The following is a 23,901-nucleotide window of genomic DNA, read 5'->3' as shown; positions in this document are numbered from 1 at the left end:
GGCAATACAAAATAACCATTATCAGTCGTGGGTAGGTTCTGTATTTGTTGTTTTGACAACAACCAAGCCTTCCTTTTCAAGTGCGTTCAAAATAGCGTCAACCCAGTAAGTGTTATGTCCATCCTCAGTTCCCGTAGTAACAATGCGGTCTACAATATCCGGCGTCATTGTCGGGGCGAAGAGCTTCTGGCGGGCTTTAATGACTGCGCAGCCCAGATGTGATTTATCCTGAGCATCCAAGTCTTCAATTTCCCAAGTCACAATCTGCTGTTGGTACTCATCAATCGTCAGGACAATAAAACCACGGGTATGGGCTTCTTCACCAAAGGCACACATCAGACATTCCCAGTAAGCGATATTGGCATGAACCGCAAGAGCAGTTGCCTTATGATGCAAATCCAGTACCGAAACATAGCCACGCTGTTTATATTGAATATCATGAGGCTGCGTTTGCTGAGGTTCATTTGTATTTTTTTCTTCCTGCTGACGTTTTTTTATTCTCTTATTCAAACTATAAAACACGAGAGCAGAATACCCAATTTCAACCGAGGCAATGGATGCGGCGACACTCATTAGTCCAAGGCTGATGAACCCAAAAAACCATGGCATGATATACATCACCATATTCAGAACAAGCTGGACTCTGGTGTCAAATCCATCAACGCGGGTTAATGTATCAAACAGTGTTTTTAAAACATAATCACTAATTAAATACATAACAAAAAAAGCCATACCCATAAATAAAAGATTTGTTGGAAAATCCAATTTTCTATCTAACGACTTAATCTGTTTTTCTCTATTTTCTTTCAGTTGTTCTAAAGAAATAGACTTCCGTTTACATGAAAACATATTTAATTCCTTTCCATGGCAATATGGAATTCATTGAATAGGATAAAGGTGTACTTTCGGGGCGTTAATACAATAAGACTGACAACGGCATAACTAATCGTATTCGACTTTTTTATGGCCATCAGATTGACAAGCCAGAATTGTGACCATTTCTATACCCAATACACCTCGATTAACGGGGCGCAACAGAGTCCGATTTTGTTATCGCAGACAATGTTGGATTTGGGCAGCCTCACTTCTCCACCCGAAAATCTTCGTTTGTAAAGGCCTGGCAGTCCTGCCAGATCATTCGGCACAGTGGACAGGTCACTTTGCCAGCAGCCAGTATGTAGGCACTTTCCACCTTTTCTGCGAGCATTTCTGAGCAGCATAACGACTCATAACCATGAACACCGGTGGCAATATGCGTATAAGTTTCATCACGTTCCAAGTTCTCCCAGCGATACACCGTTCGTTGTGTCACTGTCCGGGACGCTGGATAACGCTTAATCCGTTCATCAACACAGGCAGCCAGATGTTGCCAGCCTTTAATTTCACTCGGATCTGAACGCATTTTTTTACCACAAATGAACTCCCGTGCGGTTTTTTCTGTGGCTTTCAGCTCGGGTTCAGATGACAAGCTATTCTCATCAACAACATCGACTTCCGTCACTGGCATTTTATTTTCATGACAATTCATAGACTCACTCTCCTTCAATATTACATTCATTAAATACGATAATAGGTGTTCTTTCGGGGAACAAATAACCCTCGGACTGACAACGGCATGACGCTATTGTGGTCGCTGAGAGATAACCAACACTTCATCTAAGCGTGCCATCAGTTGGTCGGGCGTCATCACCCCCTGAAACAACGGATAGGTCTGCATGGTATGCACATTCACCAGAAACGCCGTGGGGGTGGCCACCGGTAATTCCTGAAAGAAACTCACCACCACTTCCGGTGGCGCGGGTAGCGCATTCGGGTAACTCTCATCTCCCTGACCGTCCAGCGTGTAAGGGAAAACCTTCAGTCCGGTCGATTCGCTCACCCCGCGTAAAACAGGGTCAAATTGTTTGCAGTAACTGCAACTTTGCTGCATAAACAGCACGATATTGAAATCATTCAGATTGACCACTGCACCACTGGACAGGCGTATCGTATTGGCCGCTTTAGGGGCTTTTACCGGTGACGGAACGTCTTCGATTTGTGGTGCTGTTGAGGGTATTTTATGCGCCTCCAGTTGGGCTATCTCGTCACGCACCGACGCCTGAGCGAGGCCATAACCACAGAGCAGCGTAATAAACAGGCAAATCATTCCTTTCTTCACTGTTTTTCCTCCCCGTGGGTAGTCACTGCCATAAAGGTTTTCCAGGCGTTCATGCCCGAATAGAGCCAGCCTGCAATCACCAATCCAGCGCCGATAACGAACAGGAACAAGGCACCGCCCACCGATATCAGGTGCAAGGTTTCCTGGCCGGATAACGAGAGCGTGAGTAACCGTGCGCTGATGGCCAGTTTTGCCAGAAAGTGAAAGGCAACGGCGGCACACATCAACGCACACCCAAAAAAGAGCATGACATTTTCGAGAAATTTTTCGTTTTTCATCGGTATTCCTTTAAGAGACGGGCGCGAAATCAGTCGCCACATTGAGAAATTGCTTCGAGAGGTCGTCCTGGGTCATGAAGCCATACGCCAGCGGTTTGAATTCCTGCGTCGTAGGGTTGACCAGAAACAGCGCCGGAAAATGGGTTACGCCCATCGTCTGAGCCTGACCGCTATCAATACGGCTGGTTGGGAACGCAGAACTGCGGGCACCGTCCATGCTGATGGGGATAATGGCGACACCTTGTGCACGGGCAAAATCCCGTACTACCGTTGCCAACAGGTTATCCAGCGGCTCATTGCCTCGGTAGAAGAAGAACACACCGTATTGCTGCGTCAGTGAACGAATGGCGTCCACCTGTTTGGCTTTATCCGCCGCCAGTTGGGCCGGGACGGTACTGTTGTAATGGCTGTATTGCAGGTTGTAATCCAGCTCAGGATAGGACAGCAGCGCTTTTTTACCGCCCTGTCGGAACGCGCTGGCCTGATTGGTCCAGAACTGTTGCAAGCGCAGGAATTTACCCACGTTTTCCGCTGATGGATGCAGAATGGCCGTATTGAGTTGCGTTTCGGTCAGTTTTTGCAGTAACCGCATTTGCACATTGGGGGGTAACTGAGAGAGGGGGACGTTGGGGGCTTTTTCTTCCTCTTCGTCCTCTTCAGGCTGCGGCTCGTTGTACCAGTGCCAGCCCACTATCGGTTCGTCCGTATAGGTTTTGGTCGATGTGACTGGCGCGGGTTTCTCTGCCGCCAGTGTCAGTGGGCTTATCAGACAACATAACGCCAGGGTTAACAGGGAATCTCGCATCATTTCCCCCTCGCGGATTGCTGTTGCATGCTGGCTGCAACCTGCTCTTTGACGCGCGAAATAATGTCGGCATCCACTGGGATAGTGGTCCCGCCAGTCAGGTCACTGTAGAAGTTGCTGAAATCCACTTTATCAAACAGGATACGTTGCAGCTCATCGATGGTTATCCCTCGGCAATTGGGACTCTCTGCACTCCCAAAGTTAACGCCAAGTTGCCAACCGCGCCCCTGCTCCTGAATAATTTGGGCAAGTTTGGAATCAAACTGGCAGTAGCTCTTTTTCTTCTGTAGACAAACGCCCAACACTTTCCTGGAACAGTAGTCCCCGATATACACAGTCAGTAACCGCTCTTTTGCTTCGCCCAGCGCTTTTTCGTCGCTGTCACAATGGGCCAGACCGATACTGGCTCCCCAGCCACTGTCCTTGCAGCAGTTACTAAAGCCCGCCGCTGCCTGACGACAGGATTTTGGGGCACCGGTAAACGCCGTCACGTTGATGCCGTTCAGTGCAGCAACATCCTCCCCAGCCGCCGCCAATGCAGCGAGTCCAGAGACCGCATTACCAAAGCTGTTTGATTTATCGTTATTCAATAAATCACAGGAACCGTCATTGCAGACCAGCTCACCGGCACACAGTTGCGCCTCACCGCTGATTTTGGTTTCACAGGAGAAATACACCTGCTCTTGCGTGCAAATATTGCCAATAGAGGTAAGGCATTTTTGCGAGGACAATGTACAGGCACTGTCGGCCATGTATTTACCGCAAGTGCCGTTATCCGCCACCTGAGAAAAATAGGTGTCCTTGTACTTCCAACAATCACTGTAAACCGAGTATTGTTTGCCCTCTACCGTGATAGTTCTGTTGCCACCGGCTTCAACACACTGACTGGTTATCAGCACTTCTTCCGCCTTGTTAAAAGGACAACTCTCGGTCCAGACCACTTTAGGCTGGTATTCTCTACTGCCCGTATGCACTCTCAGAACCACAGTAAACCAGTGCTGTTTACTGTTGTAAAAGTTCACTGTGGCACTCGGGCTGGAAGACAACACGATATTCACGGGTATCTGCTGTCCGGCCGTCAACGCTGTAATTGTGGGCGTAAAATTGCGAGTGCCGTCACTGATATTGACTTCAACCCCCAAGACTTGCATCATCAGGTACGTCGATCCCATCCCAATATGGGTCATAGTGGCACTTAAAATAGGGCCATTGATATTAGCCGGTACGACAAACGTGGTGCTCGCACCCGATTGATATTCTTTTCCGGTCCCTATCGCATGAAAAAAGAGTTGTCTCGAATCAATAATCACATCCACATCCGCCGTACTGTCCACCCAGGTCCCGTCAATTGAGGCAGTTCGGGTGCAAGCGACTTCTATGGCCGGTGCCCGGTCACAGCGAAAGGTGTTTATCTCGGTCTTGTTCACATTGACCGGCTCACAAAACTCATTACTGCCCTCGGTGATAATGTCGGCCTTGTCCTGAATTTGAAATCCATTGTCAATAAACGGCGCATCAAGCGAGAGTTGATCTGAAGGCCGGTTTAATAAGGACTCTTGCGCGACCTTCCCCACTTCGGACGTGTTCAACGCATGATTACCGGCATTGAGAATGTCGGCATTTGACATCGAGGTTTCACCGCCGTAATAACCGGTTTCTGGCGGGGTGGCGGTAAATCCAGGGAAGGTATTGGGGGCGCTAAAGGAATTTAACTGGTTGGTGCCCTGCCCCTGAATGGATTTGGCAAAATCAGCCCCTTCCTTGTATTTATCATTGGCGTCACTGGTTGTCATCAACACCAGACTGATAAACAAGGGCAAAAAAAAGAACTTACTCCGTTGCTTCATGCAATTTCTCCCCGAGCAATTCCCGTGCTACCTCCGGACAATCGCCCTCGCGGACAATTTGCTCCAGCGCGCTTTTGATCCGGATAGAGCCACTGATGAGATCTGATTTATCCCCGCATATCACCACCAGTGCCGGAACGTGAGTAATGTTGTAAGTCTGAAATTGCACAGGGTCGATTTGTACGCCCCCGCGATTATCCTCTTTGACCAGGTTAAAGACGGCACCGGCCGTTTTAGCAAAATCATCATCAATCAAACCCTTTAAGACAGACGGAATACCGACATCAGCGGCTTCCTGCAAAATCAGCTTGAGGCCGGCTTCCGGAATGGAAAACGACACAAAGTAGAGTGCTTTTGGCTGCGGTTTCTCCGGGCCGGACAAGGCCGGTTGCTGCTGTTTTTTCAGGGAGTTGATCCACTGTTCATCAAACGCGCCCTGACGGGGTGAGGTAAACGGGAGTGACACCGGTGCCTTTTGTTTTTGCAGGGCATCATTCTTATCGCGCATAGACTCAATGAATGCCTGGTTATCTTGTTGTGTTTCAGCCAGTACCGGCATGGCTCCAATGACAACGCTCAACAGCGTGACTCTGAAAAGTAATTTCAAGGGAGTGTTCCTTTTATAAAAAGACGCAATTACGTTTACGCCAGATGAGATAGCCGAAGTTCTTACGACTGGCGGGGGTGGTATGACCTGTTTCCCAGCTCATGACCGTGCGGCCAAAGGGGTGACACATCCGGGCATCGGCATGCATATTGACCATCTGATAGCGGTAGCGGTCTTTGGGGATAATCGGCGACGGGTACTCAAAACACACGGCGTTATCTTGACCGACGCTGTTCATGATCAACCCCTGTCGGTGCAGCTTAAATGCCATGCGTTCAGAGAGCAGAATGGAGGTTTGTTGCTGGCTAAATTCATCAGAAGCAAAGCCGGTAAAGGGATACATGCTGCCGTGCGCACCGGCACACCAGAACAACGCATTGATGGGTTTCCAGCTCGCCGCCACGGCATCAGCCGCACAGGCAGCCTGCGCAATGGGATTGCCGAATAACAGGGCTTCCGGATTGATGATAAGAGAAAGCGTATCGTCGTCCCACATGGGGTCCAGCTCCGAGAGATAGCCGATATCCATGTCACCTGTTTGCAAGCAGCCCACAGAGGTAATAATGTTAAGCCAGTAAGTGAGCGGGTATTTGTACCAGTGAACGTGATACATCGCCCCGGCCGCCGTCTTGTCACTTTGCCCGGCCATACCCGTGCCGACTTTACCGACATTGAGATTAAAACCGCCCAGGTTCACCATGCAGTAAGGGGAAAGCGTCACATCCGTCAGCGCAAAGGGTTCCCAGTAACCGATAGCTAAACCCACGCGGTACAAAATTCCCATCGGGCATATCTGGATGGGACTGGAGGGGTTTTCAGTATCAGCCGCCGGTCCCGAAGCGATTTGAATATTGCCGATACTCAGCGGGAAAATGCACTCCCAGCAGATATCGGTGATCGGGTTAACAAAGCGCCCCTCGCACATGACATCGGCGTTGGCCAGTGCGGGAAAGAGGAACAAACAGGCCATCAGCCATCGACGCAAGGCCATTAGCGGTTCTCCTGCATCGGGGCGCTGACAATTTTCAGCCGTTTATTGTCCTGCGTTAAGGTCGCAGGGACATGGGTCAGACCAAAGCGGCGGGTGAGTTCGCCGCCCTGGTCAAAATAGATACGGGTATTGAGCGCAGCGGTCGCGGTTTTAATATTGCCGTTAACCAAAATGACTTTGTAGTTCACCGTGGGCGGCTTTTGCGTTTTCATCCAGTCAACCTGACGCGGGTCGTCAGCATCGATAAAATACAGCGTACTGTTAAGCGGTATGGTATCAAGCGGGTTGATCTTCTCCCCTTTACGCGCAAAAACGGTGCCTTTTGGGTCACTGAGTGTCTGGCCAACAATAAAAGTGGGGTCATACCAGCGCGTGTGGGATTGTGTATCGGTGCTGAGTCCTTCTACTGCTGGCGGTCGCAGGGTGTTTTCGATAACGTTATCTTTGAAACGCTGTTGGAGTTCGGCCATTTCGCCGCTTTTCTCCAGCGCCCCCAAACGTTGTTGTATCAGGTTTAAAAAGCTCTGCTCCTGTACCGGATAAATATCGCCCCATTTACCTAAATCACGGGCACTGGTGAGCAGTGGACAACACAGAAGTGTGATGGCAATAAATAGACGCATGATGATTGACTCATAATAAAGAGGGGAATGATGAAATTTAGTCTTCAATTATTTTAATTGAGAGGAACAATGCAACGCATGAAATAACAACCCCAGTAATTAAAGAGAGTCTCAACTCTTCGTGAAGTGGAATTTGCCATTCAAGCAAAACGAATGACTTTATCAATAGCCAGATGAGATACGCAATAGAAATAGAATACAACGTAAATGAATTACAGAGGCAATAGATAATCCTTTCTCTCCATGAGCAAATAATTGAAAATCCAACCAGATACAACACCATAGGTATAATAGAAGCCAGAACAACAATGCGCCAATCCCGCCAGTACACACTTTCTTCATTCAGGGATAAGTCATACATTTGTGGTATTAATGATAATAAACCTAATAAAAACAACAAAGCCAATGGGTAGGATATTGCTATAACAGCTCGGTTAAATACAGTGTCTTTCATCCTGAGTTAACATCCTGTAGAAATAGTTTAACGGCGGTTATGACCTGCAAGAACAATACGGTGTGTAAACTCCAGTTTTTCCTGGCATGTCACACAGGTTGTCACGCCACCTAACGCCTGTCGTGCTGGCGGGATAGGGGTATTACAGTGTTGGCAGATACTGAGGCTGGGTGTTTTCAGTGGGGCGCGAATGTTGAGCAGCGCATGATGAAGTTGAATGTCGGTATACTCTTGTGCAACATCAGCAATATCGGGCATCAAATACTCCTTACGTTCATGATATACAAGATGGATATGGAAGGAACTATCACTTCGACCAGTAATATATTCCATTATCATTTTTATGACATTCCATTGCTAAACTTTGATGTATAGCGCCCAGTGAATACGCCTTGCCGTCAAATAAACAGTGCTCGTTATTACGTAAAGTCGCATCACGAATAATGTCAATATTGATTGATATCTTTTCAATAAGCAAAATCAGACGTTCTTGCTGAAGCGTTTCCCGCTCCGTTCCTTTTAAATACGCTCTGGTTTGTTTTATAAATTGCTGGGGTTCTGTTTTAACCGCTTTCTGAACGGGGGAGAATATTGGGGTATCATTACGCTGTAGATTTTCAGCCGCAGCAACACAGGAAATAAAAGCAGTGAGGCACAATAGGATACGTTTCATTTTAACTCCAGCAAAGCACTAGGGACATTGATTCAGTTGTTCAAGCATCGGCTTTTCAATATGAGATGTGCACATTATTGTCCTCCCGCCATTCGGGTGGCGATAACCGCCTGAATATCTTTGGTGACATCTTCTGCCCCACTGACCACCGCCGAACTGACCAGCACGATGACGCGATGATTATGTTGATACTCTTCAAGACTCCCCATCAATGCTTCGTTAAAACGGTGCGTCAAGACGTTGGTATTATCTTCACTCAGGGTCTTGGCCGTCATTTGGGTCATGAAATTATCAATCGTGCCTTTCATATCAAAGGTCACGGTTTTAGGGGTAAGCCACTGATTCATCAATAACGTGACGCCGGTATTCAGGCAAAGCATACAAAACGCCACTGTCGCGACCTGTCGAATACAGCGATTACGCCGTTTACTGCGTTTAACTTTACGGTCGGGGAGTGTTTCATTAGGGGGGATTTCAGCATTCATGGATAGGGCCTCCTGTTAATCATGCTGTGGGTTAGACGGGGGGCAATTTTGGCCCCTCAAACTGACCTTCTTTCGGCGTTCTCGCGCCTGAACACTAGGCCAGATAGATGAATGATGGTTCCAATGCCTAACGGCTTTCTCACTTGAAAAAGGTCTGTCATAGCTCCATGCATCATGACGAAGTTCGCAGCATTCGCACCGAAAAACGTACCCAGGTAAAACATGCTCATACTTTTTTGGGGGGTGGTCATAGAGCGTCATGCAAACTCGACTCCCACATTCAGGACACTTATTCATCTGAATATTATTTCCCATGTTGCCATTAGCTCCGGTGGATCACACTGTTATTCATTGAGGTGTCACAGTCCCCTAAACGGCTGTACCCCAGGCTTCCAGTTTCGCCATTTCTTCGGGGTATTCTTTGAGCGCAAGTTGGTAAATCGTACTGTCTATGTCCATTCCCTCTCGCATACAGCGCTCACGGAATTCAAAGTCGTCACCATTGGATGAGCACATAGCCCGGCTTAACGGGTCGAGCATCAGACGATGGAAGGTAGACTGTCCACCGACACGCAGCATAAATGCACTGAACCCAGAGAGCTTAGCAGCCGGGAAATTCTCAATCAGGGCCTGTTCGAGTGAATTAAATTGCCCCACGTTTTTGAGGTTATATTTTTTGAAGGTATCGATGTCCTGCCGCATGATGATTTTAAATGACGAGTTAGACCAGCCAGCTTGTGCCGCACCACTGGCTTTATCGCCGTCAAAATCCTGTATCCCCTGCGAAATGGTGATATAGGCCCCAAGATATTTACGGGCTGTCCGGTATCCATCTTCGATAAAGGCCTCAGCCCGTTTGTTTTCGTTGGACAGCAATTTCCAGGCCTCATCAATTACGCACGCCTTGATTTCATTACGGGGTGCGAGATACATACGCTGTTCAACGTAGATCATCATCGAGAACATGATGGCCGCCAGCAGGTCGGGTTTGTTCTGCAATTTCCCCATTTCCAAGACGGAAAATCGGACTTCATCATCCAGTGACGGTTTTGCACTGTTGAAGTAATCCCCGTAAATCCCACCGGTGGTGTATTTATCCAGTGAGATAACAATCTCTTCCATGCGTCCCCGCACGGTAATGGAGTCTTTGTAATCCCCCGTTTTAATCTCTTTTTTAATGTAATCAACCACATCATCAATCAGGGCTGAATTCTGTTTTTTCTTCCAGACTTCATGCACTGCTTTCAGCATGATAGCCTGATGAGTGTCATCCATATCCCCTGACGGGTTAGCCAACACAACCAGCAGGTTACGGATGCTCTCTGCGGACTCGCCAATATCGACTATGTTGGCAAACGGATTGAATCTCAGTTCTGAGGCATCCAGATAGACACCGCCCACATTGGTGCACAATCCTTTGTATGAGTCGCCCATATCAAATACCCAGCACCGTCCCCCACTGTCGAGGATTTGTCGGATAATCGACTGCATTAGAAAAGACTTCCCACTGCCGGAATAACCCGCAATCGCCAGATTGTAGTTATCGTTGCCATAGGGTGAGTGCTGGTCAAACAGGTTCAGGAACGCGAGCTGGTTGCGGTAAGACGGGATCGGCAGACCTTTCATATTACCCCGGTTGTCACCGATGATCGGGAACATATTGGCCACATGAAAAGCTTCAGCCCGTAATGTCGCCCCCGTCCGTTTAAGGTCATTCCAGAGACCTTCTTGCGGGAGAAACGGGAAGATACTCAGGTAATTGCGCATCTGCATAAACGTGGGGCAAAACAGCGATAAGCCGTTATTACGGTAGGTATTCAGCACCGCATTTTCATTTTTCTGCGCGATAGCGTCATTATCTTCGTTGAACAAAGTGATGTTAAAGAAATAGCGGGCCAGTGAGGACTGATTTTTATTCAGGCGCTCACGAACCGCCCCCCACTCTTTATAGGCATCTTTGACACCCGGCACCCATTTAGCAAAGGCGGAGTTGGCCTTTTTATCGAGACTGATGAATTTGGTATTGGCCTCGTTCTGCGTCGATTTTTGCCCCTCAACTTCTACCGTCAGTGTCATGACAAACGGGCAGGGGATGCTCGATGTCGGGTCCAGCAAACGGCTAATATTGTCGCCCTGCTGCCAAAGGAAAAACTTATCCGGGTTCTTCTCTAGCATGAAACTCTTGATACGGGTCGTTTGGCGGCCCGAAGAAGAGGACAGGCTCTGCACGATATGGTCTGCCTGAATATTCAGATTGATGGATCGGTCGACACACTGCGTATTGATTTCATCATACGGGTTGTATTTGACGGAAGAGGGGGATATCTGGTTATGCCGGAAGTTCGCCATTTCGTGCACCACTGACAACAGCCCCTGAGCATCGAGTTCGCGGGAGAAAAGTTGAGCCGCATTCAACGCCTGTTGGATAGTGCTGAGTGTCTGATGAATTCCATTAAGGGTACTGTCGTCCGGATGGCTGTGCTCTTCGGCGTAGCTGACAAACAACCGGTAATTACGCAGCGTTAAGGGATACCCTTTTTTGTTAGGCAAACCATTCAGGGCACCACTTTCATAGTATGCCTGAGTGATATGATTGAATTTATGCCGCATCGGGCCTGTCCAACTTGAATCTGACAACCCGTAGTCAAGTAAATGGCTGACACATTTGCTCCCCAGTAACGTAAAGGTCAGCGGCACTTTGCGGGGCAATTTATTGCGTAGAAAATAATCCAGTGCCTCAACGATATTCTCATTGGCCCCCACCAACGGGGCACATTCCAGCACAAACCCTACCGTTTTATCATTGATGAACAATCCGGACTCGCGGTCATACATGCGGTATTTCAACAGACTGCTGAACTGCGGATAGTCCATCTCTTCCATCTGTTGATTGGCCTTGTTGGCCCCGTCAGGTTTACGCCAGTCGCCTAACAAACCGGAGAAAAGGTTATCAAGGTTCATTGCGGTGCTCCTGCACCCGCCCAATGGGACGGCGTGACCACAAATGACACGACAGAAGGTTGATGATAGGTGTCGTGTTCATCGACCCATGCGGCAACCCAAAGACGGGAGGTGGAGGCGTTCTGTCGGATTGGGGGGATCATGCCAATATCACTGTAGGTGTCTCGATACACTGTCACTGCCTGGGGGGCAACACTCGGACGAAATGTGGTGACGGGCGGTGTTACCTGAGTGACTGCATTTGCCTGAGCGTGAGTTGTTGATGGAACGGCGGGGGTTTTCAGCAGCGATGACGAGTGAGTAGCAGGAGCCATGCGGGATGTTACCGGCACGGATGACGGTTGCGGGTTAACGACAGCCGGTAACGTCACCGGCGAAACCGGCTTTCCCTTGATGGCCCCTGCCCCCTCTTGCTTGAAGCGGGCTTTGCTGTTGGCTTGCTCCATGGTCATGCACTGATCCTGCACCGTCTCGTTACAGGTAAAATCACTGTTCATGCCGACGCACCCGGTCAGTAACAGCACACTTCCTAATAAGGGAGTAAGAAGAATGTTTTTCATTATTTTTCATTCCCGTTGTGGTTGTCTGATGTGAAAGATATCCCCTTCCTCACTGCTTCAGCATTGTATGGCTTAGCCAAATAAATCAGGGTGGCATCCCCAGCGAGAACCCATTGTTTCAGAGGCAATGTGTCAGGGTCTTGTGGCAGCGTCATCGCCAAGTGAGTTAACCAGCTGTCCATATACGACAGATGATCGAGCAACATATAGCTATCATGGCATGGGGTTGGTGGCATCAGCCGTCGCACGCGTTCGGCCATCTCTCGACATTCAAGAATGCGCTTGTAGATGCCGCTGCCACTTCCAGCAGCAACCTGAATACCCGCCAGTGAGTCGGTACTACTGGCTAGCAATTGACGGCAGCTCTGTAGCTCGCTTTCAGTAGTGATGAAACATTTACGCGTGACAATCATGTTCATCCCTCTCAACTGGATAGGGGCTGGCTGGCAAACGAAGGATGATGCGAAAACTACAATTGGCCGCAGCGGCTTTAGCTGCAAGGTCTGAGTCGGAAATATCAGCGAGGCTGCTGGTACAGGTGATGACCGTTATTTTGTTGCGGATAAAACGCGGAAATTCAGAGTTATTCATCGGTATTGCTCCTTAGCCAGACACAAACCGGGCCGTAATCGCTGTCATGAATGGAGGCCATAAACCAGCCGCCTTTACCCTCATCAACATCAGAGGGTGTCCAGTGGCTGCAATCGCCCTGGCCACTTTTCTCATAGGCTTGATCCATCGACTCCTCAATATCATCTTCATCGGTCATAAAGGTGTGCCAGGCACGGAGGTTATTTTTTTGCAGCCAGGCGTCAAACTCACCGTCAACACCGAATTCACCGCCGTTTGCTGGCGTGAAAAAATCAGGGTGAGTCCAGTAACCCAGTGTGTCTCGTTCGACCGTTATGGCAGCTATTGTGTTTTGCATTGTCAGGTCCCTTACAGGCAGAATAAAAATAGGATTTCAGGAGGTCACTACGGTGCAGATTTGGGAATATAGTCGCCCATATTGATATCTCTCAGGGCATCGGCCGTGACGGTAATGCCGGTATTGGCAACATCTTTGGCTTGTTCTGTTGCAGTGGTTTTTTTAGGTTTATCCGCCACATACTTCAACTGAAAACCTTCCTGAAAGACCACGGTAACTTCAGCACCAGCACCGATGGGGATCACCGGATGGTATTGTTCCGCCCGCTTGATGTAATAATCACTGAGGGTTTTACCGACCTGTGAAGCACCTCCCCCCAACGCCCCTCGGGCAACATCCGAACCACCGGTACTGGCTACGGCACCCAAACCCACCGTTTGACTGCCCACATTGGCCACACCGTTGCCTATGCCGTCCACAGCACCGGCGGCAAACGCCCAGCCTATTATTTTTCCGTTACGCATCACCGGTTCACCTTTAATACCATTCTTTCCGGCAAAAGAGACGTGTCCCTTAAAGGGGATATCGACCGTTTTACCGTTCAGGTGGCAGGACAGGTTTTGCGTGCGGATCAGGGCGCGTTCACTCGAAATATCGCCATAACCTGCGGCGGTGACCATGCAGCCTCTCGCATCATACTCACGGTCATTCGGCATGATGATTTTGCCGGTTAAACGGAATTGCATGGGCGACGGATCACTGCTTCCCGTCACCGATGCATTGGTGTCTGCGCCCTCAATGATGTCTGCCGAGGCAAAACTCCCGGATGGTACATACGGTAATTCCGGCCCCGCTTCTTTGTCCGTATCGTAAGAAATGGTCATGGAAGATAAGGTATTACTCGGTTGTGGCGATATCTGGTAATTAGCAGGCGCATTGCCCGGAGGATAAAATGCCGTCGGCGGAGGAACCGCGCCCTTGTTGGCACCAAAGTTGGGTTGCGGCATTCCGGCTGGGGTGCTGCCATCCTCACCTAATACACTTTCCAGCTGTGAACGTAACTGAAGCAGTTCATTTTCCTGTGAAACTATCTTTTCGTTACTGTGGCGCTTTTCTTCCTCCAGTTTTTTCAATCGGGCTTCAAAGCTACTGATTTTTTTATCGGCCTGATTAGCGGTATTCTGGATATCGGCAATCGCCTTCTGACCAATTTTCTTGTCAAACGTCGTATCGACGACACCGGTCATATCGGGCACTGGCTCTTTGGTGGTTTTCTGCTTGACTGATTTTTGGGCCGGTAAACTCAGGTAGTACCCTACTCCGGCAACCAACGATAATCCTACGGCAACGGCTATTAGCGTCAGGTTCTGTTTTCGCTTGGTGATGATATTAATATTCGCCATGCTTCCCCCTTATCCTGCCGACATTGTGATGAAGACCGTGGCCTGGGCGGAAGGTAATAACGTGGAGGTATAGGGCGAGATCATGACAGACCGAACACCGGGAGCTGAGAAAAACCGCTCAGGCAACGCCATACCGACCGTTCCGGTATTGCGCACACGATAGCGATACACCCGCAGTTCGCCTCCCGTCCACATGGTTTCCGGTTGAGCCTGTAACATCGCCGGTAACGTCATAAACGTCGGTAACTGGGTGGCCGGGCCTTCCGTGAAATGGGGGGGGATTTCACCACGAGAAACGGCTTTTTGGATATCAACCAACGTGGAAACATAAGGTTGTGAGGTTTCCCATTTCTGGGCCGCCGGACGTTTTACCGGACGTTGAGACATTAGATGATAGGTTCGGCCTGCGCTTTTTTGTGGCGTGGCGACCACTGACAGTGATTGTCCCGCCTCAGTACGCAGATAGAACGTAAAGGGTTTATCCTGCACGGTGGTTAAAACGACCCCCCCATTCTGCTGCCCCGTTTTCCCTTTACTGTCACCCAACATACCGTCATTACTGTCAATGGCGACAATCCGGTCGCCCGGCACAACCAGCATGTTCGGGTTCGTATTACTCAACACCAAATTGACCTGAGCATCAGGCGTAAAAGGGATTTGTTGCGGGGCAACATTGGCCTGTGCAGAAGCGCACAGTACTGTGCCACACACACCGGCGAGCAATAACTGAAGATGACTATTTCGTTTTTGCATCGACAATCTCCTTGAAACTTTTGAGCTGGGTAACACCGTTCTTATAGTGAAGTGTCAACCGATAGGATTTGTGCTCTGGCGGTAGGGGTTTATTGCCTAACCAGGTCTTGAGTTCCCCTTGAATGTCGATCACGCCAGAAGCGGGATAGACCTTAAATCCAGAGGCATAAAAAGCGGAGGTCACATTATTTGTTACTATCTGGTTTTCTTCTTCTTTCAGGGCTTTTGCCATTTCAACACGGTCTTCCGAAGAGAAAAATCTCAGCAGGGAGGTGTGTTGCGCAGCAACATTTTCAGGGGTGACATTGAGTCTTAAGAACAGAAAGGACTCGGCGGTCTGTTGCAGATAATTACTGTCGGCGTGGTTACGTGACAGCGTAAACGGGGCATCAAACATCATGGGAATGAAGGTTTCTTCCCGTGAATTAACGAGTCGTTCAATCTGCATCCAGGCAAAAAGGTTGCCTGCAAGACTTAATCCAAGAAAAAACAGCAGAAGAATATAAACCAGAGAAACAAATTTTGTGGTTGAGCGACGCGCACTCAATTCCATACATTGTCTCCTGTTACTTTAACCACAAACGGTAGCTTGAGTCGGGCAGTACTTTGTAAAGCCCCTTGAATAGATAGGACGGCAGATACCAGTAACACATGTTGTACAACCAGGTAGAACCGCGTCCTTTTTTGAACCAGTTCAGCGCAAACCAGAGCACCGCGCCAATAATCAGCCCTGCAAAGTGGTGATTATAAATAACCCCCCAACATAGGGGGGTCATGGCTGCAATCGCTTCATCCAGAGGTATTCCGATGATGCGGCGCTGTTCTGAGAACGTCTGAGGAAACTGATAGCGAGATTGTTTATCCTCATTCATAACGATTCATCCTGAAAACGCGACTTAGGTCCCAGTGCCACCAATCATGGAGAAAATAACTTTGGTGACGACGATGAATACGGGGATCAGCAGGAAAGTGGCTGGATTATGGGTTTTGAGGTACAGCAGGAAAACCAACACCACTTCCGCTACCATGAAGTAGTACATCATGGTGGAGTCTGAACCAAAGGTATCTTCCACATCAGTACGTCCCGCAGCCGCCAGGTCCTCAGCGCGAGCAAAACCCTGAGCACACATCCAGACAGCCAGTGGTGCCGCAAGATATTTCACCAATGCTTTGGCGGATTTGTTGTTTGCAGCCGCCATCACGCGGGTCAGTAACCCTTTTTTAGCGGGTTTAATATCGACCCCATTCATAATTGAAATTTCTGACATTTTTATCTCCGTATAAAATAGTAAAAGACTTCACCGGCAGAACTATTTCCACCGTGGATATCACTGTTAAAAAGAAATATCCAGCGTGGTGATAGACAGCTATGGCTACCGCACGGAAAATGCCTGCCCTGAATTTGGGCAAGCCTCACCCGACTGTTATTGCGGGGAATAACAAAATTGATTAACCAAGAAATATCTTAAATAGAATTATGTCGTCTCTTTGTCCGAAATAATTTCCCAGTAATTCCCGTCAACTTCAGGAATGGTTTTGAGGTGGTGAGCAATACGTAACATGGCTTCGATGCGCTTAGAGCGCCCAGCCTTTTCAGCGGCTTCAGTCAACCGCTTATTAGACTCACTGCTCAGTACAACTGACACGGTTATAGGTTTGTAGTTTTTATTATTATCATTCATTAAAAATGTTCCTAGTGTTGGTTCTATAACTATCTATATCGGAAAATTTTAGATTTCATGGTAATTATTCCATAAAAATTTTTGATTTAAAATCCGTGAAATTGAATCACCGTATAAATAACCAGTGATTTGAAATCACTGGTTATTTCGCATCTTTGTCCGTGATAATTTCCCAGTAGTCCCCATCAACATAGGAATCATTCTTAAGACTATGATTGAGACGTAACATGGCTTCTATACGTTTAGACCGTCCCGCCTTTAAAGCTGATTCAGTCAAACACTTATTGGATTCTGCACTAATAACTATATAGATTGAGATTGGCTTATATTTTTTATTTTTGGCATCCATACTAAATTTCCCTGGCACTGGTTAAGTTACTGCAAAGTTAAATATAGTCACTCTGTGAATATGGTTGATTGTTTCATACTTTTACCATGTTGAAAATACTGAACATTGTTCACTGATTTAATAAACAGTGAACATTGCTCACTGTTTATTAATACATGTGTAGCATGTAAGGGAAAATCTTAGGTTTATTAATAAAGGTGTATGGGATGAATTGCCACCACCCCAAGACAGAAGACACAAATTTAAATATATCTCTATCTGCCCCTCCGCCTAATGATGAGTAAATCTTCACAGCCATATTATCTACATAGCTCTTTCTTATATCCAGATGATGAGATATTTCTTTATGGGTATACCCCATAACTATCAGCCAACCAATATCCCACTCCCGATGTGTAAAAATATTTAAAGGATTTTTTTCTGAGAGAGAATCAATGAAATCATGTATTGATAGCTTTTCACCGCCTTTTATTAAATAACAGGTTGATACCTCATCAAGAAGATAATAGTCCACATCAAAATTAGAAGGTCGAGTGACCTTTGTGATAGTCAAGTCATTCGAGAATTTTCTAATAGAAAAAACAAAAGGAGTGAAAGATCTTTCCTCGATGAATTTATTGATTACTAATAATTCGATCGGATTACCAGATTCCCTAACATATCTTTCATGTGAGCTCATTTCTTGCTCAAGAGGAAACATCAAAGAAAAAGTATCACGCCCTTTTTTGCCTGCTAGCATAATATCCAGTGGCAAAGAAATCAGCTCATACCACGCTTTGCTGGCGGACACGTAGCACGATTCTGCGTCTTTTATATACCAAGGATCTGCACCAACCAAGTGGTGATTGAAAAATTCTTTATGAAAGGCTTGTGATCTGTCATGCAGATCAATAGGATCATGCGTAGCCATATAACCTGTTCCTTAGACTGAAGGGTTAGTGTGGTTAGTTCATGTGGGGAGGTTCCAACTCCCTGCATGGACGTTTTTCCAAATTATCATGTGCACATAGGAAAAAATGTTTCACATCTAATATTAAATATATCAATTTATTTCTTGTATAGCAAATAGTTATCACTCTAAAAATAGTAATAATCACAGATAAAAAGTTAATGCCCATATGATACCTTTAGATATAGCTAATACAACAAAAAATGCCAAGATTAATAAATACAAGTCTCATTCGATTATTGAAATTTTTCAATAATCAGTTAATACCGTTCATGAGGCTAATGTAAAATCTGAAATAAACTTTACATGAAAAGCCTAATAAATAAATGGCATAAACAGAAGTCGGAATAAGTCGGAAGAAAAAAGATATAGTCAGAACAAGTCAGAAAATGAGGTGGGAAGTTATAAACGCATGTAAATCAAATAGTTAAGTTCATATTTAAAAATATAGGTGATGGAGCATATGCCCTAATTTTGAAAAAAGAGCTCCATCACACCTATGAGAAGTTATGTTATTTTTAGCACACCATCGTAATCTACTAATCGGTTGGGGTGAAAGATGATAAAATCCGAACCACATGTAAAAAGCAAACGCTTCAGTTCACACCGAAAACCCATGGCATCACTGACCTTATTCAGATTAATATGTCTCCCTTTAAGTATTTTTTCATCCAACTCATCAAAGCTGATTTTACGATCAGGGTTGCTGTATAGATACTCAAAAAGCAAATGATTTAAAGATCCACTACGGAATGAAGTCACGACAAACTGACCATTCAATATCACTTGCCTAACATTGACATCATATGAAATAGATGGGCTCACTTTGTCTTTTTCATCATATGTTTCTTTATAATTAAACAAAATAATAATTAGAGCAAAAAGTGAGACCTCAGCGACTAATGCAAAAAAAAACAAAATCAGCTAGCTCAACTCAACAACTTGACTAACAAGCTTATCTATTCCTGACTTGGCTTCAATGATGGAGTTGGCAAGCATATATGCAGGTGTTGTAACAACATTATTAACTGTATCAACAACAATATCACCAACTCCCGCAACATGATGTACTCCACCCATGCTTTCAATGACTGCAATGGTTTCTTTGTCATTACCGATTGTCACGATAACACCTGCACCATAAACAAGTGGAAGTAAAACTGGAGCAATACACATATAACCTACAGGCTTTTTAGCGTTTTTAAATGCCTTCAAAATAGTTAATACGTCATTATTAATAGCCAAATCTCCTCCATTAAATGCAAAGTCAGATAGATTTTTTGCCACACCAAATCCACCAGGAATGATAAGTGAAGAGAAATCATTGACTTTACACTCACTAATAGGCTGTGCATTACCTCTAACAATTCTTGCTGACTCAATCAAAACATTTCTTTTTTCCTGCGAAGGAGAACCTGAAATATGGTTGACCGTATGATACATGTTGATATCGGGTGCGAAACACTGATATGAAACCTGATGTTCCTCCAATGCTAATAAAGTTAATACAACCTCATTAATTTCCGCACCATCATATACACCACATCCTGAAAGAATAATTGCTACCTTTTTAGTAACCATTTACAGCTCCTTGTGTTTTCACCAGATTATCAGTTAATTTACTATTAGTAATGTTTTGATAAACTTCCATTATATCTGTGATATTACGAACCTTATCGTCAACAGTTAAGCTTTGATCAAATACAACTTCATAAACATCATGTAGGAAATCATCAAAATCAAAATTATTTTGATACCAACTTCCCAATTCATTTACAGGGGTTTTTAATGAATTAAACTCTCTAATATAGGCAGACGAGCGATGCATTAACATATTTTTAATACGCATTTCTATACGAACACGCTTAGTTAAATCATCATTTAAAAGGATAGAACGTATCTCCTGTAACTTACCTCTTGAGTGATACCAGACCATAGATCTGACATAATTTATAGTCATATCTGATGATAATATATCCTCCCCTTTATAAGCTGTTGACATTTTTAGTAATGAATCATAATGATACCAACCAGACATTCCAAAAAGACCATACAAAACAAGAACAATAATTCTAGCCAATTTCAACATAATATTAATTTCAGATTATTCAAGTAAGCATATACTTAACAAATATTAATGATTGTTATTTTTACCACATATTCATTTCATGTAAAGAAAATTAATTCGACTTAAGTCACAATTAAAGATTATTATTTGTTATATGACGTTTATTTGCTGACTGCTTTTTAAGCAATTAAAGATCACATAGTGTTTTTTACAAGTTAAAACAAAGATTAACACCGAATGATAATTAGTATGATAAATGATGGAGTGACTTTTTTTAGAAAAGCACCTCACCTTAGCAAGGTGCCTAATTTGATGAGCTTAAAAATCATTCACTTTTGGGGAATGCTCTTTCTACAATACTAGCGACTTCTCCTTTCATCTTCTCCACCTGAAGTGAATAGCTGAAACGGGAATCATCTTTAATTTCCTGTACGCTAAAGAACATGCTAAGTATTTCTTGAATAGCGACGCGACTTTTAACACACTCTTCCATCAGGGTACGATTAAATATCTGCTCCGGACTTTCACCTTCAGTTTTCTTTCTCATATTCTGCGTAACACGCAATCCTATCTCAAGCAGTTCTGCCCCCATACTTGACATATTGACCTCAGAAGCAGAAGCCCCCTCGGCTTTTCGTTCATCCACCAGTTTTCTTATTCCATCGAGAGTCTTTTGTTTCATATAAATATTTTGCCTTGGCACGATATATATCTCCGTTCAAATAGCATGTAGCGCACAATCCAGCACCGTAGCATATTTAAGAGATTAATACCCCACACAATGCAGCAATTTAGGCCCACACCCAGCAGCCACAACAGTCATTTGATCAATAAATCAACAAATCAACCCCACATAGATAAGCACTGAATTAAGAGTAATCAGCACCAATCAACACACCGATAAACCACAAAGGTGTGTAAGCGAATATAATTAAGCACTAATAAGACACTAATAAGGCACTAATTAAACCATTATAAGACACTAATTAGCTCACTACTAACCTAGCCATTAATCATACAGCACAGGAAAAGGTAGGTATTAGCGCACAATCAGGCACACCCTCCCCCCGCAAACCCGGAACCAAACTCGCTAAAATTAGCCATTCACCTTAAAAAGCAGCACCAATCCACACACCAAAAGCAGCCACAAATGAGCCACTAGATTTGTAAGCCATTGAATATAATTAATTACACACTGATTACGCCTTATAACCATCCTTTGTAACCACTATACAGCGCTATATGTGGCTGGTAACATCGTAAAAACACTACAAAAATCACTTAACAAAAATGATAACAACCTAATTTAAAAGGCAAATCAGGCAAAATAAAATTTTGCGTGGGATGTGAGAAGTTATCTTTAGAAGAGACTATTTAACCCCCGTTCTCTGGACTCGATTTTTGAATATTCGAGTATCTCTTTTTTGTCAAAAATGGCAATATTCCATTATGCCTACTTTGAACGGATTCATATCATGAAGGTCTCTTGTCTACTTTTTCTTTTGCTTTTCTCGGTATCTAGTTTCGGCTCGGACTGTTTCGATAAAGCGGGACGGGATTATCATATTGATCCGGATTTATTACGAGCAATCGCATTCAGAGAGTCATCACATAGGGACACAGCATTGAATGTAAAATCACAGCAAGAATATGCGGTGGGTAGAATGCAAATACATTCTCAGAATTTTGCTCACCTTGCCGATTTTGGCATTACCCCTCAAAATCTGTACGCTGATGGTTGTCTTAACATCTATACAGGTGCGTATTATCTTGCGATCGCTTTTAAACGTTGGGGCGTAAACTGGGATGCAGTGGGTGCATATAATGCCGGATTTAAAAAAGACGACAAGCAAGATATGAAGCGCCGACAATATGCACAGGAAGTTAATAAAATCTACATGAGCTACAAGAACAGCAAATAATCACCTAACTTACCGAGTCAGCAAACTTATCCATATATGCACATGAAACAAAGCCAGAGAAATTTCACCCCCATCCAGGGGTGAAATGAACGCCAGCGGATTTTTTGCGGAGCAAGAAAAAAATCGTTGATTGTGTATATGTGGATAAGTTTGTCTAACTTGGGAGCCCCTTGGGGCAGATGGCTGATGCAAAAGTTTTTTATTTTGCATCGGGTGGGCGGGGAATAAGATATTAGCCCCTCAATGGGGAAAATATCTTACAGGCACGGCCATTCTCCCTATTTCGACAACCCATTCAGAAAAATAAAATTGGATCACAGTGCACATTATGAATCAAGCCACGATTTTTAGTCACAATTGAAATTATTATTTTCAACCGGCATGTCTTCTGCATTTTTACAACGTACAACTGGAATATTTATTTTAAAAAAACTCTCTGATCCAAAATTTAAATCAGAGAGTAAAATGATCATTCTAAATATCACTTAACTTAGTACGCATATTATCTATTTCTCCCTGCACTCCATGACCATGACAAAAATCACTAATTCCAATACGCCATAACTCCCCTGCTTTGTACTTATCTAAATTAATCTCTATATTGAACCTGTTTTCATTCTTTTCATTAAATTGTTTTATTGCTTTTTCTGTTAAAATGTCACTGTATTCGCGATTTGAAAAAAGATACTCGACACTCCCATAAACTTCATTAAATGGCGTTGAATTAGATTCATAGATATCCTTCATCCCATTAAAACGGCCGCCTTCATATTTCTTTATGATGGTTTTCACTTCATTCTGTGTTGGGCCATCAGTCCAGTTAACATAAACACAATTGTAGTTTCGTTTACGCACTGAAAATTTTGCATTTGGATACGCTGCTTTTAATTCTTTGCGGATATTACTTGTTGCTAGAGTTATGTCACTATTACCTTGTTTTAGTTTTGCATATTCTGGCGCTTTTTTAATATTCTCAACAGCATTGTCAAACGCGACTCTTTGGGCTTCGTCATCATTGAGTCTTTCCAGTTCTGCGGCTAATGCACTGCGATAAATTTTCACTACATCAGTTGTATTCATTACTTCATCGTAGATAGTCCATTGAACACCATGTAAAATACATTCAGGTAGTTCTTTGCTTAATGAGCCTGATTCAAAAGCTATATTAAAAGTTGCATTACCTCCGCTGCATATAACACCTCCAAAACTATTGTTTACAGTGTCAGGCGATTGCTCTCCTTGAATGCCATAGATAACCCCCCTACCTTGTTGATACAAATGGGTGTAAACCACCTGCCCTACAACGAGCAATTCGCCATTTTTTGCGTATCTTTCGGAAGATTTTGGCGTGGCGGTTTTGACGTTAATGTTCTGTGTGTTCATGCTATTTGTTCCCTCTCAGTGGTTAATCCTATCTCTCGGTGAGTTCAGTCGCGGCAAAGGGCGAAGGAGCAACGACGGCAGG

The 23,901-nt window shown here is 45.1% G+C and carries 32 protein-coding genes; 1 reads left to right on the top strand and 31 read right to left on the bottom strand.

Annotated elements, in window-relative coordinates; genetic code table 11:
• Window positions 1–21: 21 nt before the first annotated feature.
• The 30 genes from AEP37_RS18775 to traM form a co-directional block, all read right to left on the bottom strand.
• Window positions 22–849: a hypothetical protein gene (locus AEP37_RS18775; protein WP_049614778.1), complete on the bottom strand. Its 828-nt coding sequence runs from the start codon at window positions 847–849 to the stop codon at window positions 22–24.
• A 232-nt stretch (window positions 850–1,081) separates the two neighbouring features.
• Complete coding sequence (locus AEP37_RS18770; RefSeq protein WP_049614777.1) at window positions 1,082–1,528, bottom strand: hypothetical protein; 447 nt, start codon at window positions 1,526–1,528, stop codon at window positions 1,082–1,084.
• A 93-nt stretch (window positions 1,529–1,621) separates the two neighbouring features.
• Entirely contained in the window at window positions 1,622–2,158 is a 537-nt protein-coding gene (gene trbB / locus AEP37_RS18765; protein ID WP_235801412.1) for a type-F conjugative transfer system pilin assembly thiol-disulfide isomerase TrbB, read from the bottom strand.
• The gene (locus AEP37_RS18760) at window positions 2,155–2,436 is read right to left on the bottom strand and encodes a hypothetical protein (RefSeq protein ID WP_049614776.1); all 282 of its coding nucleotides are present in this window, start codon (window positions 2,434–2,436) and stop codon (window positions 2,155–2,157) included. The genes trbB and AEP37_RS18760 overlap by 4 nt, the downstream gene beginning before the upstream one ends.
• Before the next feature lie 10 nt (window positions 2,437–2,446).
• On the bottom strand, window positions 2,447–3,241 hold the full coding sequence (traF, locus tag AEP37_RS18755) for a type-F conjugative transfer system pilin assembly protein TraF (RefSeq protein WP_049614775.1): 795 nt from the start codon (window positions 3,239–3,241) through the stop codon (window positions 2,447–2,449).
• On the bottom strand, window positions 3,241–5,088 hold the full coding sequence (traN, locus tag AEP37_RS18750) for a type-F conjugative transfer system mating-pair stabilization protein TraN (RefSeq protein WP_072086353.1): 1,848 nt from the start codon (window positions 5,086–5,088) through the stop codon (window positions 3,241–3,243). Before traN ends, traF begins: the two co-directional genes overlap by 1 nt.
• A complete protein-coding gene (gene trbC / locus AEP37_RS18745; protein ID WP_235801413.1) occupies window positions 5,072–5,695 on the bottom strand; it encodes a type-F conjugative transfer system pilin assembly protein TrbC in 624 nt (207 codons plus the stop codon). The genes traN and trbC overlap by 17 nt, the downstream gene beginning before the upstream one ends.
• A gap of 13 nt (window positions 5,696–5,708) precedes the next feature.
• Window positions 5,709–6,665: a conjugal transfer pilus assembly protein TraU gene (gene traU, locus AEP37_RS18740; protein WP_049614788.1), complete on the bottom strand. Its 957-nt coding sequence runs from the start codon at window positions 6,663–6,665 to the stop codon at window positions 5,709–5,711.
• 20 nt (window positions 6,666–6,685) lie between these two features.
• Window positions 6,686–7,309: a type-F conjugative transfer system protein TraW gene (traW, locus tag AEP37_RS18735; protein ID WP_156168675.1), complete on the bottom strand. Its 624-nt coding sequence runs from the start codon at window positions 7,307–7,309 to the stop codon at window positions 6,686–6,688.
• A gap of 37 nt (window positions 7,310–7,346) precedes the next feature.
• On the bottom strand, window positions 7,347–7,763 hold the full coding sequence (locus AEP37_RS18730) for a hypothetical protein (protein WP_049614774.1): 417 nt from the start codon (window positions 7,761–7,763) through the stop codon (window positions 7,347–7,349).
• A gap of 27 nt (window positions 7,764–7,790) precedes the next feature.
• Entirely contained in the window at window positions 7,791–8,021 is a 231-nt protein-coding gene (locus tag AEP37_RS18725) for a TraR/DksA C4-type zinc finger protein (RefSeq protein WP_049614773.1), read from the bottom strand.
• 49 nt (window positions 8,022–8,070) lie between these two features.
• Complete coding sequence (locus AEP37_RS18720; protein ID WP_049614772.1) at window positions 8,071–8,436, bottom strand: hypothetical protein; 366 nt, start codon at window positions 8,434–8,436, stop codon at window positions 8,071–8,073.
• A gap of 74 nt (window positions 8,437–8,510) precedes the next feature.
• On the bottom strand, window positions 8,511–8,921 hold the full coding sequence (gene trbI, locus AEP37_RS18715; protein WP_072086352.1) for a type-F conjugative transfer system protein TrbI: 411 nt from the start codon (window positions 8,919–8,921) through the stop codon (window positions 8,511–8,513).
• A 369-nt stretch (window positions 8,922–9,290) separates the two neighbouring features.
• The gene (gene traC / locus AEP37_RS18705) at window positions 9,291–11,882 is read right to left on the bottom strand and encodes a type IV secretion system protein TraC (protein WP_049614770.1); all 2,592 of its coding nucleotides are present in this window, start codon (window positions 11,880–11,882) and stop codon (window positions 9,291–9,293) included.
• On the bottom strand, window positions 11,879–12,442 hold the full coding sequence (traV, locus tag AEP37_RS18700) for a type IV conjugative transfer system lipoprotein TraV (RefSeq protein WP_049614769.1): 564 nt from the start codon (window positions 12,440–12,442) through the stop codon (window positions 11,879–11,881). The genes traC and traV overlap by 4 nt, the downstream gene beginning before the upstream one ends.
• Window positions 12,442–12,855, bottom strand: coding sequence for a hypothetical protein (locus AEP37_RS18695; protein ID WP_049614768.1), 414 nt, complete (start codon window positions 12,853–12,855; stop codon window positions 12,442–12,444). Before AEP37_RS18695 ends, traV begins: the two co-directional genes overlap by 1 nt.
• Window positions 12,839–13,033, bottom strand: a complete 195-nt coding sequence (locus AEP37_RS18690) for a hypothetical protein (RefSeq protein WP_049614767.1) — start codon at window positions 13,031–13,033, stop codon at window positions 12,839–12,841. Before AEP37_RS18690 ends, AEP37_RS18695 begins: the two co-directional genes overlap by 17 nt.
• Window positions 13,026–13,370, bottom strand: coding sequence for a hypothetical protein (locus tag AEP37_RS18685; RefSeq protein ID WP_049614766.1), 345 nt, complete (start codon window positions 13,368–13,370; stop codon window positions 13,026–13,028). The genes AEP37_RS18690 and AEP37_RS18685 overlap by 8 nt, the downstream gene beginning before the upstream one ends.
• Before the next feature lie 47 nt (window positions 13,371–13,417).
• Complete coding sequence (traB, locus tag AEP37_RS18680; RefSeq protein ID WP_049614765.1) at window positions 13,418–14,713, bottom strand: F-type conjugal transfer pilus assembly protein TraB; 1,296 nt, start codon at window positions 14,711–14,713, stop codon at window positions 13,418–13,420.
• 9 nt (window positions 14,714–14,722) lie between these two features.
• Window positions 14,723–15,466, bottom strand: coding sequence for a type-F conjugative transfer system secretin TraK (gene traK / locus AEP37_RS18675; RefSeq protein WP_049614764.1), 744 nt, complete (start codon window positions 15,464–15,466; stop codon window positions 14,723–14,725).
• Window positions 15,450–16,019, bottom strand: coding sequence for a type IV conjugative transfer system protein TraE (gene traE, locus AEP37_RS18670; protein WP_049614763.1), 570 nt, complete (start codon window positions 16,017–16,019; stop codon window positions 15,450–15,452). Before traE ends, traK begins: the two co-directional genes overlap by 17 nt.
• 13 nt (window positions 16,020–16,032) lie before the next feature.
• On the bottom strand, window positions 16,033–16,338 hold the full coding sequence (traL, locus tag AEP37_RS18665) for a type IV conjugative transfer system protein TraL (protein ID WP_049614762.1): 306 nt from the start codon (window positions 16,336–16,338) through the stop codon (window positions 16,033–16,035).
• A 24-nt stretch (window positions 16,339–16,362) separates the two neighbouring features.
• Window positions 16,363–16,734 carry a type IV conjugative transfer system pilin TraA gene (locus AEP37_RS18660; RefSeq protein WP_049614761.1) on the bottom strand — a complete coding sequence of 124 codons (372 nt, stop codon included), beginning with the start codon at window positions 16,732–16,734 and terminating at the stop codon, window positions 16,363–16,365.
• 207 nt (window positions 16,735–16,941) lie between these two features.
• Window positions 16,942–17,148 carry a TraY domain-containing protein gene (locus AEP37_RS18655; RefSeq protein WP_049614760.1) on the bottom strand — a complete coding sequence of 69 codons (207 nt, stop codon included), beginning with the start codon at window positions 17,146–17,148 and terminating at the stop codon, window positions 16,942–16,944.
• A gap of 142 nt (window positions 17,149–17,290) precedes the next feature.
• Window positions 17,291–17,497, bottom strand: coding sequence for a TraY domain-containing protein (locus AEP37_RS18650; protein WP_049614759.1), 207 nt, complete (start codon window positions 17,495–17,497; stop codon window positions 17,291–17,293).
• Window positions 17,498–17,645: 148 nt separating this feature from the next.
• Window positions 17,646–18,407 (bottom strand): MalT transcriptional regulator family protein, encoded by a 762-nt coding sequence (locus AEP37_RS18645; protein ID WP_049614758.1) that lies wholly within the window; start codon window positions 18,405–18,407, stop codon window positions 17,646–17,648.
• A gap of 546 nt (window positions 18,408–18,953) precedes the next feature.
• Window positions 18,954–19,364, bottom strand: a complete 411-nt coding sequence (locus AEP37_RS18640; RefSeq protein WP_049614757.1) for a hypothetical protein — start codon at window positions 19,362–19,364, stop codon at window positions 18,954–18,956.
• Between the two features lie 6 nt (window positions 19,365–19,370).
• Window positions 19,371–20,027: an isoprenoid biosynthesis glyoxalase ElbB gene (gene elbB, locus AEP37_RS18635; protein WP_049614756.1), complete on the bottom strand. Its 657-nt coding sequence runs from the start codon at window positions 20,025–20,027 to the stop codon at window positions 19,371–19,373.
• The gene (locus tag AEP37_RS18630; protein ID WP_072086351.1) at window positions 20,017–20,535 is read right to left on the bottom strand and encodes a hypothetical protein; all 519 of its coding nucleotides are present in this window, start codon (window positions 20,533–20,535) and stop codon (window positions 20,017–20,019) included. Before AEP37_RS18630 ends, elbB begins: the two co-directional genes overlap by 11 nt.
• A 304-nt stretch (window positions 20,536–20,839) precedes the next feature.
• Window positions 20,840–21,217: a conjugal transfer relaxosome DNA-binding protein TraM gene (gene traM, locus AEP37_RS18625; RefSeq protein WP_072086350.1), complete on the bottom strand. Its 378-nt coding sequence runs from the start codon at window positions 21,215–21,217 to the stop codon at window positions 20,840–20,842.
• 772 nt (window positions 21,218–21,989) lie between these two features.
• Here traM and AEP37_RS18620 point away from each other — a divergent pair.
• On the top strand, window positions 21,990–22,436 hold the full coding sequence (locus AEP37_RS18620; protein WP_049614754.1) for a transglycosylase SLT domain-containing protein: 447 nt from the start codon (window positions 21,990–21,992) through the stop codon (window positions 22,434–22,436).
• 474 nt (window positions 22,437–22,910) lie between these two features.
• On the opposite strand, the gene AEP37_RS18615 is transcribed toward AEP37_RS18620, so the two are convergent.
• Window positions 22,911–23,819, bottom strand: coding sequence for an LPD29 domain-containing protein (locus tag AEP37_RS18615; protein WP_049614753.1), 909 nt, complete (start codon window positions 23,817–23,819; stop codon window positions 22,911–22,913).
• Window positions 23,820–23,901 lie beyond the last annotated feature (82 nt).

This window comes from Yersinia pekkanenii (genome assembly GCF_001152565.1).
GTDB lineage: Bacteria > Pseudomonadota > Gammaproteobacteria > Enterobacterales > Enterobacteriaceae > Yersinia > Yersinia pekkanenii.
The sequence above is the reverse complement of the archived record's forward strand: the minus strand, read 5'-3'. Positions and strand labels throughout refer to the sequence as shown.

Excerpts from the sequence above, each read along its gene's own strand:
- AEP37_RS18775 (WP_049614778.1), bottom strand. The coding sequence starts at position 849 with ATGTTTTCATGTAAACGGAAGTCTATTTCTTTAGAACAACTGAAAGAA.
- AEP37_RS18770 (WP_049614777.1), bottom strand. The coding sequence starts at position 1,528 with ATGAATTGTCATGAAAATAAAATGCCAGTGACGGAAGTCGATGTTGTT.
- AEP37_RS18760 (WP_049614776.1), bottom strand. The coding sequence starts at position 2,436 with ATGAAAAACGAAAAATTTCTCGAAAATGTCATGCTCTTTTTTGGGTGT.
- traF (WP_049614775.1), bottom strand. The coding sequence starts at position 3,241 with ATGCGAGATTCCCTGTTAACCCTGGCGTTATGTTGTCTGATAAGCCCA.
- traN (WP_072086353.1), bottom strand. The coding sequence starts at position 5,088 with ATGAAGCAACGGAGTAAGTTCTTTTTTTTGCCCTTGTTTATCAGTCTG.
- traU (WP_049614788.1), bottom strand. The coding sequence starts at position 6,665 with ATGGCCTGTTTGTTCCTCTTTCCCGCACTGGCCAACGCCGATGTCATG.
- traW (WP_156168675.1), bottom strand. The coding sequence starts at position 7,309 with ATGCGTCTATTTATTGCCATCACACTTCTGTGTTGTCCACTGCTCACC.
- AEP37_RS18730 (WP_049614774.1), bottom strand. The coding sequence starts at position 7,763 with ATGAAAGACACTGTATTTAACCGAGCTGTTATAGCAATATCCTACCCA.
- AEP37_RS18725 (WP_049614773.1), bottom strand. The coding sequence starts at position 8,021 with ATGCCCGATATTGCTGATGTTGCACAAGAGTATACCGACATTCAACTT.
- AEP37_RS18720 (WP_049614772.1), bottom strand. The coding sequence starts at position 8,436 with ATGAAACGTATCCTATTGTGCCTCACTGCTTTTATTTCCTGTGTTGCT.
- trbI (WP_072086352.1), bottom strand. The coding sequence starts at position 8,921 with ATGAATGCTGAAATCCCCCCTAATGAAACACTCCCCGACCGTAAAGTT.
- traC (WP_049614770.1), bottom strand. The coding sequence starts at position 11,882 with ATGAACCTTGATAACCTTTTCTCCGGTTTGTTAGGCGACTGGCGTAAA.
- traV (WP_049614769.1), bottom strand. The coding sequence starts at position 12,442 with ATGAAAAACATTCTTCTTACTCCCTTATTAGGAAGTGTGCTGTTACTG.
- AEP37_RS18695 (WP_049614768.1), bottom strand. The coding sequence starts at position 12,855 with ATGATTGTCACGCGTAAATGTTTCATCACTACTGAAAGCGAGCTACAG.
- AEP37_RS18690 (WP_049614767.1), bottom strand. The coding sequence starts at position 13,033 with ATGAATAACTCTGAATTTCCGCGTTTTATCCGCAACAAAATAACGGTC.
- AEP37_RS18685 (WP_049614766.1), bottom strand. The coding sequence starts at position 13,370 with ATGCAAAACACAATAGCTGCCATAACGGTCGAACGAGACACACTGGGT.
- traB (WP_049614765.1), bottom strand. The coding sequence starts at position 14,713 with ATGGCGAATATTAATATCATCACCAAGCGAAAACAGAACCTGACGCTA.
- traK (WP_049614764.1), bottom strand. The coding sequence starts at position 15,466 with ATGCAAAAACGAAATAGTCATCTTCAGTTATTGCTCGCCGGTGTGTGT.
- traE (WP_049614763.1), bottom strand. The coding sequence starts at position 16,019 with ATGGAATTGAGTGCGCGTCGCTCAACCACAAAATTTGTTTCTCTGGTT.
- traL (WP_049614762.1), bottom strand. The coding sequence starts at position 16,338 with ATGAATGAGGATAAACAATCTCGCTATCAGTTTCCTCAGACGTTCTCA.
- AEP37_RS18660 (WP_049614761.1), bottom strand. The coding sequence starts at position 16,734 with ATGTCAGAAATTTCAATTATGAATGGGGTCGATATTAAACCCGCTAAA.
- AEP37_RS18655 (WP_049614760.1), bottom strand. The coding sequence starts at position 17,148 with ATGAATGATAATAATAAAAACTACAAACCTATAACCGTGTCAGTTGTA.
- AEP37_RS18650 (WP_049614759.1), bottom strand. The coding sequence starts at position 17,497 with ATGGATGCCAAAAATAAAAAATATAAGCCAATCTCAATCTATATAGTT.
- AEP37_RS18645 (WP_049614758.1), bottom strand. The coding sequence starts at position 18,407 with ATGGCTACGCATGATCCTATTGATCTGCATGACAGATCACAAGCCTTT.
- elbB (WP_049614756.1), bottom strand. The coding sequence starts at position 20,027 with ATGGTTACTAAAAAGGTAGCAATTATTCTTTCAGGATGTGGTGTATAT.
- AEP37_RS18630 (WP_072086351.1), bottom strand. The coding sequence starts at position 20,535 with ATGTTGAAATTGGCTAGAATTATTGTTCTTGTTTTGTATGGTCTTTTT.
- AEP37_RS18620 (WP_049614754.1), top strand. The coding sequence starts at position 21,990 with ATGAAGGTCTCTTGTCTACTTTTTCTTTTGCTTTTCTCGGTATCTAGT.
- AEP37_RS18615 (WP_049614753.1), bottom strand. The coding sequence starts at position 23,819 with ATGAACACACAGAACATTAACGTCAAAACCGCCACGCCAAAATCTTCC.